Below are 12,002 nucleotides of genomic sequence, written 5' to 3'. Positions count from 1 at the left end.
GAGGCGGTGTTCTGGAACCTGCAGCAACTGGCCGGCTGCCTGACCCTGGTCGCCAGCCAGGACGCCCTGGTGGAAGCCCTGAACGGTTTCGCCGAGGCCTATCGGCGCGAGCTGGCCGGCGCGGTGCGCGAGCGGCTGGGGTTGGCGCCGGGCGAGCCGCAGGCCGAGGCCGATCTGGCCAACGCCGCGTTTCGGGCGTTGGCGGCGGGCGGGGCCGATCTGCGCTGGGAGCCGTTGTTCTTCGACTGGTTCTGCGGCGACCAGGCGCGCGCCCTGGCCGGTCCCCGCGCGACCCTCTACGCGAAGGAGGAGTTCGCGGATTTCCGCGCCAAGCTCGCAGACTTCACGCCAGAGCGGCCAGAGCGTCTGAGCGCGCCGTGCTTCGCCGCGGCCGAACCGCAGGAGCTGATCTACGAGGAGATCGAGACCATCTGGGCTGGCATCGCGCAGGACGACGACTGGGGCGCCTTCTTGGCTAAGCTGGCGGCGATCGAGACGGCGCGCACAGGCTATGGGCTGACGCCCTGAGCGCGCTAGTCAGCCTGCCGGCTTTGCTGTTCGGGGCGATGTGATGACGGTTCCGGCGACCCGCTGGGCGAGGATCACGCCGCCTAGCGCCAAGGCCGCGCCCACGGCCTGACGCCGGCCGACGGCCTCGGCGAACAGCAGCCATCCGAGGATCGCGGCGACGACCGGTTGGACCAGGATCACCACCGAGGCGGTCGCGGTCTCCAGCCGGCCCAGCGCCCAGGCGATGGCGCCCTGGCCGGCGACGTGGACGACGCCCAGGCCGACGCAGGCCGCCCACCCGGCGGCGCCACGCGGGATGATGTCTTCCCCCAGCGCCGCCGCGGCGATGAACAGCAGCGGCATGCCGACGAGCGACGACCAGAACATCACCATCGTCGCGGCCTGGGTGCGCCGCGCGACGCCGATGGCCAACATGTAGAAGGCGTACCAAAGCGCTGTGGTCAGCGCGAGGCCGTCGCCCAGCGGCGGGTTGCGCCCTGCAGCGCCCTCCCGTCCGACGGTCATCAGGGCGGCGCCCGCCACCGCCAGCGCGACCGCCGCCAGGAAGGCCGGGCGCGGACGCTGTCCGAAGGCGAACCAGGCCACGGCGGTGACCACGACCGGCGTCAGATTGGTCAGCACGGTGGCGTTGGCGACCGAGGTGTAGGCGAGGCTGTAGTGCCAGAAGCCCATGTCGAGCGCGAACATCACGCCAGCCAGCAGGGCGGCGGGATGCGGCCGCAGGCTCGACCCCGGCGCGGTGCGCAGCGCGATCACGGCCAGCATCGGCAGGGCGAAGGACAGGCGCCAGGCGCCGGCCGCAGCCGGGCCGGTTTCGGTGAGGCGCGCCAGGATCGGCGCCAGACCAATCACCGCGGCGCCGAAGATCAGCGCCGCCAGCGCCTTGCCGCGGGACCCGGCCGCGGGCGCGGGGGCGTCAGTCAAGGCCGAACTCGGCGATCAACTGTGCGGGGGGCACGCCCTGCGCGCGCAGATCGCGCAGCGTCTCGGCGCGGTCGCGCTTGGCGAACCGCCGGCCATCGGGGCCGAGCAGCAGGCGATGATGAGCGTAGGTCGGGGTGGGAAGACCGAGCAGCGCCTGTAGCAGCCGCTGCACGTGGGTTGCCTCGAACAGGTCCTGGCCGCGTATCACCTGGGTCACCTCCTGCAGCGCATCGTCGACGACCACGGCGAGGTGATAGGCGACGCCGACGTCCTTGCGCGCAAGCACGACGTCCCCCCCAAGCTCCGGCCGAGCGGCGATCAGGCCTGTCTCGTGGTTCGGCCCGTTACCCCGCTCGATGAAGCTTAAGGCGCCGAAGCCCCCCAGGTCACGCGCCGCGGCGTCGAGCGACAGACGCCAGGCGTACGCCTCGCCCGCCGCGAGGCGACGGGCTTCGTCGTCCGGGGCGAGCGGGCCGCCTCGCCAGGCCTCCATGGCGCCGTGCGGCGCACGCTCTATATCCTCGGCGATCTCGCGGCGCGTGCGGAAACATCGATAGACCAGGCCGCGCGCCTGAAGCCGATCCAGAGCCGTGCGGTAGTCGGCCATGTGCTCGGACTGGCGGCGCACCGGCTGCTCCCAGGCGAGCCCCAGCCAGGCGAGGTCCGTGAGGATCGCTTCCTCGAACGCCGGACGGCTGCGGGTCGCGTCGATGTCCTCGATGCGCAGGATGAAGCGCCCGGCCCGCGACTGGGCCGCGCGGAACGCGCTCAGCGCCGAGAAGGCGTGGCCGCGATGCAGCCAGCCGGTGGGGGAGGGGGCGAAACGGGTGACGAAGCGATCGGCCACCGGCCGCGTTTAGCGCTTTGGACCTTCGGCGAATATGCCCATGTGCTCGAACACGCCGCGCAGGAAGGCCTCCTCGCCCCCGAGCTGGTCCTTCAGCGGTTGGAATTGCTTGAAGCAGGCCATCTCGGCGAGGCCGTGGGCGGCGCTCCAGGCGGCGACGGCGGCGAGTTCCAGGCCGACGAGGTCCGTGGGGTCGAGCCCGGCCTGGACGAGGGCTGTGCGTACCCTGTCGTAGGCGCCGTCGTGGCCGTGCTGGCGATCCGGCAGCGCCTCGCGGTCGCGCGAGCGGTCGTACATCACTCGATACAGAGCCGGATGTTCGCGGGCGAAGCGCACATAGGTCACCCCGACCAGAGCCAGGGGGCCGTAGTTGGACCCGGACTCGATCCGCGCCTTGGCGAGCATGTCGCCCAGCAGATCCCAGCCCTGCTCGGCGATAGCCTCGAGCAGCTCGTTCTTGTCCTTGAAGTGATGGTAGGGCGCGGCCGGGCTGACTCCGGCCTCACGGGCGACGGCGCGCAGCGACAGCGCGCTCGGACCTTCGCATTCGAGCAGCCGACGCGCGGCGTCGATGAGGCCTCGGCGAAGATCGCCGTGATGATAGGGCCTGCCTCCTATCGTTTCCTCTTTCATTGGGATTCAACATAGGCGGCGATCTTGACGCCGTAAAGTATCTTGACAGCGATTAGATCGTGACTATCTTAGCATCGTTAACATGACCCCTCCGCTCCCCCGGAGGGTCCAATTCGAAAGGTGGGCGTAAATGTCTCTCGCAAAGTTCTTCGGCTTCGACCGGATCTTCGACGGCCAGCCTGGCCTCGTGCTGATCCCGGCCGGCGCTGGCGCCTTCGCCTATGCGGTGATCGGCGGCTAACGGACGGCAGGATTTCATATGCTGCAGTGCAACATATATATCTTGACGCCGTTCAGATCAATGCTATCTTAGCATCGTTCAAATGAACAACCTCCGCTCCCTCGGAGGGTTTCCTGAAAGGTTGTGTGTGTGATGTCTCTCGCGAATTTCGAGCGCTTCTTCGACCGCGCCGGACCAGCGATGTTCCTGGCGCTTGGCGGCGCGATCGCCGCGGCCGTGATGGTGGTCGGCGGCTGATCGGCCGTCGAAGCGAACCAAAGACGGAGGGGGCCCTAGCGGCCCCCTTTTTCGTGCCCGCTACTCGCCCAGGGTCATGGAGCTGTCGTGAAATCTGGCCTATCGTGACTGCGTCGCGGCGGTCGTACCCCACGATTCGCCGTCAGACGCCCCTCACAGAGGAGTGCGGTCTTCAGTCCGTGTCCGTCTGAATTAGTCGCAGCCACGCCCCTACGGAGGCGCGCGCATGCAGGTGGTTAGTCACCCGCCCTTCGGGTGGCCCGCCCTGGTGCTGAACGCCGACTATCGGCCGCTCAGCTATTATCCGTTGTCGCTCTGGCCCTGGCAGGACGTGATCAAGGCCGTGTTCCTGGAGCGGGTGGACGTGGTCTCCACCTACGACCAGACGATCCGCTCGCCCACCTTCGAGATGAAGCTGCCCAGCGTGGTCTCGCTGAAGCGCTATGTGGCCCAGGACCGCCCCCCGGCCTTCACCCGGTTCAACCTGTTCCTGCGCGACGCCTTCACCTGCCAGTACTGCAGCGCCGGGGAGGACCTGACCTTCGATCATGTGCTGCCGCGCTCGCGGGGCGGCCGCACCACATGGGAGAACATCGTCACCGCCTGCGCACGCTGCAACCTGACCAAGGGCGGGCGCACGCCCCGGGAAGCCGGTATGCATCCGCACTACCCGCCGCGCCGCCCCAGCGCCTTCGAGCTGCAGGACCGCGGCCGGCGGTTCCCGCCGAACCACCTGCACCAGAGCTGGCTGGATTACCTCTACTGGGATGTCGAACTGGAGGCGTGAGTTGCGCGCCGCCTCGCGCCGGCGCAGGTTCAAGAGCAGAACTGAAGGCTGCGTCCTGCGTTCTCTGGATAACAGAGCAGGTGATCCACGATGGTCGAGAACCAACACCATGCCGGCGGCGCGTATCCGCACGCGCTTCCCACCGAAGGCGAGAGTGTCGAATTGCACATGCTGGCGCTGATCTACGGCGTCGACATGGACACGATGCGCGAGCTGATCGCGACCCATGGGCTCGATCGTGAAGCCCTCGACCGCGCGACAGGGCGCCCGCAGACGGACTGATCCCGCGAGGCTGGAGTCTGATCCTCCAGCGCCTTAAGCTTGCGCCGACATGACCGCAGACCCTACGCCCCCGCCCGAAGACGCGTCCCCGCCGCGCCGCACGATCTCGCTGTGGCCAATGGCGTTCGGCCTCGCGGCCGGCGTCGCGCTGGCTTTCGTGTTCGCCAAGCTTTTCTAGGCGCTGCTTCAGCAGGAACGGGCTGACGATCTGGTTGAAGTCGTCGGTGTGCTCGTACTCGACGAAGTGGTCCGTGCCGCCACCTCGCAGGTGGATCTGGCTGTCGGGCGCCAGCGCGGTCGGCGCGCCGTCCAGCGGCGCCATGCGGTCCTGACGGCTTCACAGCGCCAGCGCCGAAACGTCGGGCCGGCAAGGACAGCGTGGAGATCCACCGTGCCCCGTCGGTGTCGTCTTCGACAGAGGATGAGCGCGCGCCGAAGCGGCCCAGTCGCACGCTTGATCGAGCGCTGCAACGGTCCTACCAGTCGAGATCGCATCGACGCGGCGCTCAAGTCCGCGCGTTCCATTATCGCAGGAAACGGCTGGCCATCATGAAACTCGCGACCTTCGTCCGTTCGGGCGCACAGCAGGCTGAGATCGGCGTGGTCACCGAAGCGGGCGTGGTCCCCGCGCCGAGCGACGGGGCCTTCGCAGGCCTCGACATGATCGGCCTGATCGAGCGATGGGACGAACTGAAGGGCGAGGTCGCGCGCTGGTCGCAGGCGGGCGCGGCGCTGCCGCTTGCGAGCGTGCGGCTGCTGGCTCCGATCCCGAGGCCCGGCAAGATGCTGTGCATGGGCCTGAACTACGCCGACCACGTGGCCGAGAGCAGCCAGGAGACGCCGCCCAACCAGATCTGGTTCTGCAAGCAGACGACCGCCGCCCATGGCCCCTATGAACCGATCGACTTGCCCAAGGCGTCGAGCCGTGTCGACTACGAGGTCGAGCTGGTGGCCATCGTCGGCAAGAAGGGGCGGCACGTCCCCAAGGACAAGGCCGCCGACCTGCTGTTCGGCTACTGCGTCGGCAACGACGTCAGCGCGCGCGATTGGCAGTTCAAGTCGGCGCAGTGGATGATCGGAAAGTCGTTCGACACCCACGGGCCGTTCGGGCCGTGGATCACCACCGCCGACGAAGTGGGCGACCCGCACGCGCTGGACATCAGCTGCAAGGTCAATGGCGAGACGCGGCAGTCGTCAAACACCAAGAACCTGATCTTCGACGTTTTCGACCAGGTCGTTGAGCTCAGCCAGGCGATGACGCTGGAGCCGGGCGACGTGATCTACACCGGAACGCCAGGCGGCGTCGGGGTGGCGATGAAGCCGCCCAGCTTCCTGAAGCCGGGCGACACGGTCACCTGCGAGATCTCGAAGCTCGGCAAGATCGAGGGCGTGATGACGCCCGAGCGCGCCTAGCGCTTGAGGTAATGGCCGTAGCGGCGCCACAGAGACTCCGCCGCGGCCAGGCTGGCCTTGCGGGTGCGCGCGTTGCTCAGCAGGGCGGCTGCAGCGGCGACGCCCAGCACCCCGACCACGGCTGCAGTGGTCGCGGCGGGCCTGGTCCGTGCGGTCGAGGCCGCGGCGGCGCTGAAGGTTCGCGCGCGACGTCCGCCGGACTCCACCACCTGGCGGGTGCGGTCCTGCGCGCCGGCTGTGGCGTCCCTGAGGTTGGAGACGAAATCCCGACCCGCGGCGGCCAGCATCTGGCGCACGCGATCCAGGCTGTCGTCATGCGGGGCGTTGTCAGTGTCCGGGGTGACGGGGCCGGTGCGCACGGTCATAAGAAGCTCGCTTTCGTGGTTGCGGGGCAGACGATCGTTCAGAACGCTCGGGACTGAAGGTCGATCCAGAATTTCTGGGCCGTTCCCGCCGCCGCGTTCGCCTATGCTGGGCATATAACTAACGTCTGTATCATTGGGCGCGAAGCGAACGCCGCTATGCGAGTGTTCGGCGCCAAGAGGAATTCCATGAAAGCTGCCTATCTGAACAGCCCTGGCGGGCCGGAAGTCATCGTCTATGGCGATCTGCCTGATCCGGTCCCGGGTCCCGGCCAGGTGCTGGTGCGGATGCGGGCCACCACGGTCAACCACGTCGACACGATCTGGCGCTCGGGCATCCGTCCGTACTTCAAGATCGTCGCCCCGCACGTGCTGGGCATCGAGCTGGCGGGCGAGATCGCCGGCCTGGGCGAGGGCGTCACCAGCTTTAAGATCGGCGACCGGGTGGTCGGGCGGCCGACGACCGGCGCCTATGCGGAGCTGGCGGTCGCTGATGTGAGCGAGGTCGTGAAACTTCCTGACACGGTATCGTTCGAGGACGGCGCAGGTCTTGGCACCACCGGCCCGATCGCCTGGCGCGCCGTGGTGCGGGTGGCCCAGGTGCGGGCCGGCGAAGCGGTTTTGATCACCGCGGCGGCCAGCGGCACGGGCAGCGTGATGGTGCAGATCGCCAAGGCGGCCGGCGCCTTCGTGATCGGCACCGCCGGCGGCCAGCGCAAGCTGGACGTAGTCAGGTCGGTGGGCGCCGACGCGGTGATCGACCACTACGAAGAGGACGTCGCCGCCCGCATCAAGGAGATCACCGACGGCCGCGGCATCGACGCGGCCATCGACGCCACCTGCAGTGCTCCGCTGGTCAACGCGGTGATCGAAGGACTGCGGCCCGGCGGTCGCCTGGCGATCTACGGCAACATGGCTTCGCCCGAGCTGACGCTCAACGTGCGCAACACATTCTTCAAAGGCGTGAAGGTGATGGGCGTCCAGGGCGGCGATCCCGCCCAGGTCGAGGCGGAACGCGAAGGTGACCTGATCGGCATGCTGCGGCTCGCCGCCGACGGCAAGATCAAGTTGGTCAAGGATAAGATCATGCCGCTGTCCGACGCCGCCGAGGCCCATCGCCTGATGGAATCCCACGCCAGCGGCGGAAAGCTGATCCTCACGAGCTGAGGGCGGCGGTCAGGCCAGGCGGCGGCGGAACAGGGCAAGCAGACGCTCCCAGTGCCGTTCCGCCGCCGGCTTGTCGTAAATCGGCCTGAGCGGGAAGGCGAAGCCGTGGTGGACGCCCGGGTAGATCTCCAGCTCCACATTGGCGCCGCTGGCGTCCAGTGCGGTCTGCAGGGCGGCGACGGTCTCGGGCGGCGCCCAGATGTCGATCTCGGCGCAGGCGAAATAGAGCTCGGCCTTGGCGCGTCCGGCGACCTTGTGTGGGCTGTCGTCGGCCTCGGTGACCAGGTTGGCGCCGTAGATGGACGCGGCGGCCGCGACCCGGTCGGGGAAGCGGGCGGCGGCGTTCACCGCGTAGGTTCCGCTCATGCAATAGCCCATGCAGCCGATCGGGCCGGGGCTGGCCGCGGCGCGGCCGGCGACCAGGTCGAGGATGGCGGCGGTGTCGTCCATCACCATCGGGATGGTGATGGAGTTCATCAGTGCGAACATCTTCGCGCGCTCGGGCGAACCCTCGGCGCCAATCGGGCCCAGCTCCATCTCGCCGGAGCGGTAGTACATGTTCGGCAGCACGACGTAGTAGCCGGCCGTGCCCAGCCGCCGCGCCATGTCGCGCAGCTCTTCGCGGATGCCGGGCGCGTCCATGTAGATGATGATCACGGGGTGCGGACCGCCGCGCTCGGGGTGGCAGATGAAGGTGGTCATCGTCCCGTCGCGGGTCGCGATGTCGACGGTTTCCTCGATCATGGAACGCCTCCCCTTGCGCCGGCGATCCTCAGCGTCGCTCTGGCCCGCCGCCTATAGGCCAAGCCGGCGCCGCTGCGTCAACTGCAGCTAGATGCGTCGGCGATCGGCGAAGTTGGCCACCGGCTTGAAGTAGCCGATCAGCGATTCGGCGGCGCCGCGCCGCAGGCTGAGCGACCAGCGCTCGAACACCAGTTCGAAGCCGTCGGCGCGCAGGCCTGTGCTCAGCGAGACGATCACCAGGTCGCCGCCGGCCGGCGCGGCGAAGCCGACGCCAAGGTCGCCGCTGCGCAGCCGCAGCAGCGAGCCGCTGCGGAACGCGCGGCGGGTGGGCGCGATCAGCACCGGGCGGCCGTCGGCGAGCCCTGGCGCGAAGACGATCTCGTCCTCGAGCGTGCCGAAGGGTCCGGCGAGCGCCAATAGCGGCGTGGCGGTGAATTCGATGGCTTCGACGCCGGTGGCGCTGAAGGTGAGCGCCAGCTGATCGGGCCCGTCGACCACATCGGTGGCCAGGCAGAGCACGGCGCGAAGTCCCTCGGCGGCCACGAACCAGCGTCCGGGCCGAAGCGCGGCCCGGTCCAGAGTGCGGGGAAAGCCTTCGAAGGAGACCGTCATGGACGATCCCCATCCTGCGCCGATTCTGGCGGAGGTTTCAGCGCGGAGCGCGCCGCGCGCTTCACAGCTTTTCGCTGACCCGGATCGCCACGCGGCAGCCGGCGCGGATCAGCCCGGACAACAGGCGGTGGCCGGGGGCTTCGAGTGCGCCTTCCTCCACGGCGAGGTCCCGGTGCGCCAGTTCCTCCTCGCGGAAGGCGGCGAGTTCCTTGGCCAGTTCCGGTTCGCGCTCGGCGATCTCGGCGATCTGCTCGGCGTAGTGCGCCTCGATGACGGTCTCCACCGCTTCTGTGCAGGCGTGGGCGGCCTTGGGGCCCATCAGCGCGGTCCCGGCGCCCAGCGCGAAGCCCGCCAGTCGCCAGATCGGGGCCAGCGCGGTGGGCCGCACGCGCCGTTCGCTGAGCAAGGTCTCGAAGCGGGCGAGATGGCGGGCCTCGTGGGCTTCCATCTCCTCGAGCTGGCCGGCGATCCGCACCTGCGACGCGGCCTCGCCGAGCACCGCGCGTTGTCCGCGGTAGATCGAAACGGCGCCGAGTTCTCCGGCGTGATCGACACGCAGGATCTCCGCCAGCCGGTCGGCGCTGGCGCCCGTCCCTGGCCTTGGAGGAACAGGTCTGGGCGGAACCGGCTTGTCGCTCATCGCCTCGATCTCTCGTACAGGGCCGCCTGCAGGCTCAACGCGGCCAGGCCCAGGGAGATAAGCGCGTTCCACCCGGCCATGGAAAGTCCGCCGAACACCCAGGCCGCCTGATCGCAGCTCGGCGCCTTGGCCTTGGCGCCCAGCAACAGGGAATCCATGGCGGCTGGGCTGACCGAGGCGCCGCTGCTGGCGCACGCCGCGGGGCCGGGCCAGAACTTCCATTCGGCGCCGGCGTGCCACACGGCGAGCGCCACGCCGGCCAGGAAGATCGCCCCCAGCAGCAGATCGCTCGGCGCGCGCCAGCGCGGTCCTCCGGGCAGTCGCACCACCGCCATCGACACCGCGGCCAGCGTCCCGGCCGCCCAGTAGACCTCACGCTGGCGAAGACACAGGGTGCAGGGGGCGAGATCGCCGAAGTGCTGGAAGGCATGGGCCGCGCCGAGCATGGCCGCAGCCGCAAGCAGCGCGAAGAACCGCCAACGGGTCAGGACAGGGCGCAGGAGGTCATTCATCGCCGCTGGTATCGCCGCAAGTCACCGCGGCGGCAACGGATCAGTGCAGCAGCTTCCAGGCGACCGCGCCCGCCACCAGCACCACGACGCCGATGATCGTGTAGAGCGTCATGCGTCGTTCGACCTCGGCGCGGATCGTCGGTCCGAAGTATTTGAGGAGCGTTGCGGTGAGGAAGAAGCGTGCGCCACGGGTCAGCACCGAGGCCCAGACGAAGGTGAAGAAGCTGAACTGGGCGAGGCCCGAGGCGATGGTCACCAGCTTGTAGGGGATCGGCGTCAGCCCCTTCACCAAGATGACGGCCAGGCCGTATTTCTCGAACCAGGCCTCGAACGCGGCCTGGCCTTCGGCATGACCCATCAGCGCCAGCAGCCAGTGGCCCAGCGGCTCCAGGTAGTAGCCGATGGCGTAGCCCAGGCATCCGCCCAGGACCGAGGCCACGGTGCAGAGTGCGGCGTAGACGTAGGCTCTCTTGGGATTGGCCAGCACCATCGGAGCCAGCATCACGTCGGGCGGCACCGGGAAGAACGAGCTTTCGGCGAACGACACGGCGAACAGCGCGCTGGGGGCATGGCGGGAAGCGGCCAGGCCCATGACCCAGTCGTAGGCTTTGCGGAGCATCGGCGATCCCGGGGCGGCGGTTGCGTGTCCTGCTAGCAGGCGTTGAGTTAATTGTCCCGCAACGCCGTTGCGGAGACCTACGCAATCGACCTCCGGCTCCTGAGCGCTGTGCGCGATCCGTCCCATGTTGCGACGCCCATGGCCCGCCAATGATGAATACGTGATCATGTTCGATGCGTGCGCCGCTTGATGTGGACGAGGCGGCCCGGGCGGTGGAGGATGGGCAGAATGCGAACCGCCGGCGCAACCCGCCTCGGATCACCAAGGACGTTCTGAGTATGGATTCGGATCTGGCCACGGACCTGCAGGTCGCCGCCGACGAGGAACTCGAGCGCGCGACCCAGATGGAATGGTCGCAACTCGCCGAGACCATGCCCTGGGGCGACACCTATGAGGGGTTCACGCCCGCCGGCCGCACGGTGTGCTTCGAGCGCGCCTACATGTGGGATTCCGACATGGGGGGCGACATCCGGCTGGAGGTCAGCGTCTACGAGCCGAAGGATTACGAGCACGGCGTGAAGGTGACGGTGGTCATCCCGCGCGTGAAGCCGACATGAGGCGCGACGCCGGCTGAGGCGGACGCGCGAACAACCACAGAGGCGCCGGCCAGGCGTCCGGCAAGGGAGATGAAGCGTGAAGCTGGCGTCATTGAAGGGCGGTCGCGACGGGCGGCTGGTGGTGGTCTCCCGAGACCTGGCGTGGTTCGCGGACGCAGGCGCGGTTGCGCCCACGCTGCAGGCCGCCCTCGACGATTGGGAGCGTTGCGCGCCGCTGCTGATGGGCCTGTCGGAGAGTCTCGAACACGGCTCGGCGCCCCGGGAACGCTTCCGCGAGCATGACGCCGCAAGCCCCCTGCCGCGCGCTCTCCAGTGGTCCGACGGCTCGGCCTACCTGACCTCTCCGACGACCGGCGACCCGCTGATCCAGCAGGGCGCCTCCGACGGCTTCCTCGGTCCACGCGACGCGCTCGCCATCGCCGATCCGGCCTGGGACCTCGACCTCGAAGCCGAAGTCGCGGTGGTGGTCGGCGATGTGCCGCGCGGCGCAGACCGCGCCACCGCACTGGCGGCCGTGCGCCTGGTGATGCTGGCCAATGACGCTTCGCCGCGGGGCCTCGCCTTCTCGCCGGTCGCCGTCACCCCGGACGAACTGCCCGGCTGGAGGGACGGCAAGCTGCACGGCGCGCTGGAGGTGGAGCTGAACGGAGCCCTGTTCGGCCGCCCCGACGCCGGCGTCGACATGGCCTTCGACTTCGCCGACCTGATCTGCCACGCGGCCGCGACCCGCAGCCTGGCGGCCGGCGCGATCATCGGCTCCGGCGCGGTGTCGAATCGCGGCGACAGCGGCGTGCAAGGCCGCGCTATCAGCGAAGGCGGCGTCGGCTATTCCTGCCTCGCAGAGTTGCGCAGCGTTGAGGCGCTTGCCTACGGGGCGCCCAGGACGCCGTTCCT

At 69.0% G+C, this 12,002-nt stretch carries 17 protein-coding genes; 8 read left to right on the top strand and 9 right to left on the bottom strand.

All coding sequences use genetic code 11. The features are described 5' to 3' along the window. A partial coding sequence (locus Q8M88_RS06810; protein WP_305595698.1) for a protein adenylyltransferase SelO family protein occupies positions 1 to 528 on the top strand: 528 nt, incomplete at its 5' end. A 9-nt stretch (positions 529 to 537) separates the two neighbouring features. Here Q8M88_RS06810 and Q8M88_RS06805 read toward each other — a convergent pair. From Q8M88_RS06805 to Q8M88_RS06795, 3 genes are read right to left on the bottom strand one after another with little or no spacing between them, the layout of a single operon-like run. Then, positions 538 to 1,455, bottom strand: a complete 918-nt coding sequence (locus Q8M88_RS06805; RefSeq protein WP_305595695.1) for a DMT family transporter — start codon at positions 1,453 to 1,455, stop codon at positions 538 to 540. Next, the gene (gluQRS, locus tag Q8M88_RS06800) at positions 1,448 to 2,302 is read right to left on the bottom strand and encodes a tRNA glutamyl-Q(34) synthetase GluQRS (RefSeq protein ID WP_305595693.1); all 855 of its coding nucleotides are present in this window, start codon (positions 2,300 to 2,302) and stop codon (positions 1,448 to 1,450) included. Before gluQRS ends, Q8M88_RS06805 begins: the two co-directional genes overlap by 8 nt. 9 nt (positions 2,303 to 2,311) lie before the next feature. After that, the gene (locus Q8M88_RS06795) at positions 2,312 to 2,935 is read right to left on the bottom strand and encodes a TetR/AcrR family transcriptional regulator (RefSeq protein ID WP_305595691.1); all 624 of its coding nucleotides are present in this window, start codon (positions 2,933 to 2,935) and stop codon (positions 2,312 to 2,314) included. 704 nt (positions 2,936 to 3,639) lie between these two features. Between Q8M88_RS06795 and Q8M88_RS06790 the strand changes: the two genes are divergently transcribed. The 4 genes from Q8M88_RS06790 to Q8M88_RS06775 all read left to right on the top strand — a co-directional run bounded on the left by Q8M88_RS06790 (position 3,640) and on the right by Q8M88_RS06775 (position 5,895). Next, positions 3,640 to 4,200 carry an HNH endonuclease gene (locus Q8M88_RS06790; RefSeq protein ID WP_305595689.1) on the top strand — a complete coding sequence of 187 codons (561 nt, stop codon included), beginning with the start codon at positions 3,640 to 3,642 and terminating at the stop codon, positions 4,198 to 4,200. 90 nt (positions 4,201 to 4,290) lie between these two features. After that, on the top strand, positions 4,291 to 4,482 hold the full coding sequence (locus Q8M88_RS06785) for a hypothetical protein (RefSeq protein WP_305595687.1): 192 nt from the start codon (positions 4,291 to 4,293) through the stop codon (positions 4,480 to 4,482). A 49-nt stretch (positions 4,483 to 4,531) separates the two neighbouring features. Further along, positions 4,532 to 4,660 carry a hypothetical protein gene (locus Q8M88_RS06780; RefSeq protein ID WP_305595686.1) on the top strand — a complete coding sequence of 43 codons (129 nt, stop codon included), beginning with the start codon at positions 4,532 to 4,534 and terminating at the stop codon, positions 4,658 to 4,660. Positions 4,661 to 5,031: 371 nt separating this feature from the next. After that, on the top strand, positions 5,032 to 5,895 hold the full coding sequence (locus tag Q8M88_RS06775; protein ID WP_305595685.1) for a fumarylacetoacetate hydrolase family protein: 864 nt from the start codon (positions 5,032 to 5,034) through the stop codon (positions 5,893 to 5,895). Here Q8M88_RS06775 and Q8M88_RS06770 read toward each other — a convergent pair. Further along, positions 5,892 to 6,260: a hypothetical protein gene (locus Q8M88_RS06770; RefSeq protein ID WP_305595683.1), complete on the bottom strand. Its 369-nt coding sequence runs from the start codon at positions 6,258 to 6,260 to the stop codon at positions 5,892 to 5,894. The genes Q8M88_RS06775 and Q8M88_RS06770 overlap by 4 nt on opposite strands. A gap of 186 nt (positions 6,261 to 6,446) precedes the next feature. On the opposite strand from Q8M88_RS06770, the gene Q8M88_RS06765 reads away from it, so the two are divergent. After that, positions 6,447 to 7,424: a zinc-binding dehydrogenase gene (locus Q8M88_RS06765; RefSeq protein ID WP_305595681.1), complete on the top strand. Its 978-nt coding sequence runs from the start codon at positions 6,447 to 6,449 to the stop codon at positions 7,422 to 7,424. Between the two features lie 9 nt (positions 7,425 to 7,433). On the opposite strand, the gene Q8M88_RS06760 is transcribed toward Q8M88_RS06765, so the two are convergent. The 5 genes from Q8M88_RS06760 to Q8M88_RS06740 all read right to left on the bottom strand — a co-directional run bounded on the left by Q8M88_RS06760 (position 7,434) and on the right by Q8M88_RS06740 (position 10,551). Next, a complete protein-coding gene (locus Q8M88_RS06760) occupies positions 7,434 to 8,168 on the bottom strand; it encodes a dienelactone hydrolase family protein (RefSeq protein WP_305595679.1) in 735 nt (244 codons plus the stop codon). Positions 8,169 to 8,255: 87 nt separating this feature from the next. Continuing rightward, entirely contained in the window at positions 8,256 to 8,780 is a 525-nt protein-coding gene (locus Q8M88_RS06755; protein WP_305595677.1) for a hypothetical protein, read from the bottom strand. A gap of 61 nt (positions 8,781 to 8,841) precedes the next feature. Beyond that, a complete protein-coding gene (locus Q8M88_RS06750) occupies positions 8,842 to 9,420 on the bottom strand; it encodes a demethoxyubiquinone hydroxylase family protein (RefSeq protein WP_305595675.1) in 579 nt (192 codons plus the stop codon). After that, positions 9,417 to 9,932: a disulfide bond formation protein B gene (locus Q8M88_RS06745; RefSeq protein ID WP_305595673.1), complete on the bottom strand. Its 516-nt coding sequence runs from the start codon at positions 9,930 to 9,932 to the stop codon at positions 9,417 to 9,419. The genes Q8M88_RS06750 and Q8M88_RS06745 overlap by 4 nt, the downstream gene beginning before the upstream one ends. Before the next feature lie 40 nt (positions 9,933 to 9,972). Beyond that, on the bottom strand, positions 9,973 to 10,551 hold the full coding sequence (locus Q8M88_RS06740) for a YqaA family protein (RefSeq protein WP_305595671.1): 579 nt from the start codon (positions 10,549 to 10,551) through the stop codon (positions 9,973 to 9,975). Positions 10,552 to 10,724: 173 nt separating this feature from the next. Here Q8M88_RS06740 and Q8M88_RS06735 point away from each other — a divergent pair, with 173 nt between their 5' ends. Together Q8M88_RS06735 and Q8M88_RS06730 are read left to right on the top strand one after the other, a co-directional pair. Beyond that, positions 10,725 to 11,108 (top strand): hypothetical protein, encoded by a 384-nt coding sequence (locus tag Q8M88_RS06735; protein WP_305595669.1) that lies wholly within the window; start codon positions 10,725 to 10,727, stop codon positions 11,106 to 11,108. A gap of 76 nt (positions 11,109 to 11,184) precedes the next feature. Beyond that, the coding region (locus tag Q8M88_RS06730) for a fumarylacetoacetate hydrolase family protein (protein WP_305595667.1) at positions 11,185 to 12,002 on the top strand (818 nt) is incomplete at its 3' end.

Source organism: Phenylobacterium sp. (genome assembly GCF_030693805.1).
Classification (GTDB): Bacteria; Pseudomonadota; Alphaproteobacteria; order Caulobacterales; family Caulobacteraceae; genus Phenylobacterium.
Note: the sequence above shows the minus strand (reverse complement) of the source record. Positions and strands in the feature narration are given on the sequence as shown.

Bases quoted from the DNA above. Each gene is read 5' to 3' on its own strand.
- Q8M88_RS06750 (WP_305595675.1), bottom strand. From the start codon at position 9,420: ATGAGCGACAAGCCGGTTCCGCCCAGACCTGTTCCTCCAAGGCCAGGG.
- Q8M88_RS06790 (WP_305595689.1), top strand. From the start codon at position 3,640: ATGCAGGTGGTTAGTCACCCGCCCTTCGGGTGGCCCGCCCTGGTGCTG.
- Q8M88_RS06755 (WP_305595677.1), bottom strand. From the start codon at position 8,780: ATGACGGTCTCCTTCGAAGGCTTTCCCCGCACTCTGGACCGGGCCGCG.
- Q8M88_RS06780 (WP_305595686.1), top strand. From the start codon at position 4,532: ATGACCGCAGACCCTACGCCCCCGCCCGAAGACGCGTCCCCGCCGCGC.
- Q8M88_RS06745 (WP_305595673.1), bottom strand. From the start codon at position 9,932: ATGAATGACCTCCTGCGCCCTGTCCTGACCCGTTGGCGGTTCTTCGCG.
- Q8M88_RS06760 (WP_305595679.1), bottom strand. From the start codon at position 8,168: ATGATCGAGGAAACCGTCGACATCGCGACCCGCGACGGGACGATGACC.
- Q8M88_RS06775 (WP_305595685.1), top strand. From the start codon at position 5,032: ATGAAACTCGCGACCTTCGTCCGTTCGGGCGCACAGCAGGCTGAGATC.
- Q8M88_RS06765 (WP_305595681.1), top strand. From the start codon at position 6,447: ATGAAAGCTGCCTATCTGAACAGCCCTGGCGGGCCGGAAGTCATCGTC.
- Q8M88_RS06735 (WP_305595669.1), top strand. From the start codon at position 10,725: ATGCGTGCGCCGCTTGATGTGGACGAGGCGGCCCGGGCGGTGGAGGAT.
- Q8M88_RS06795 (WP_305595691.1), bottom strand. From the start codon at position 2,935: ATGAAAGAGGAAACGATAGGAGGCAGGCCCTATCATCACGGCGATCTT.
- Q8M88_RS06770 (WP_305595683.1), bottom strand. From the start codon at position 6,260: ATGACCGTGCGCACCGGCCCCGTCACCCCGGACACTGACAACGCCCCG.
- Q8M88_RS06785 (WP_305595687.1), top strand. From the start codon at position 4,291: ATGGTCGAGAACCAACACCATGCCGGCGGCGCGTATCCGCACGCGCTT.
- Q8M88_RS06740 (WP_305595671.1), bottom strand. From the start codon at position 10,551: ATGCTCCGCAAAGCCTACGACTGGGTCATGGGCCTGGCCGCTTCCCGC.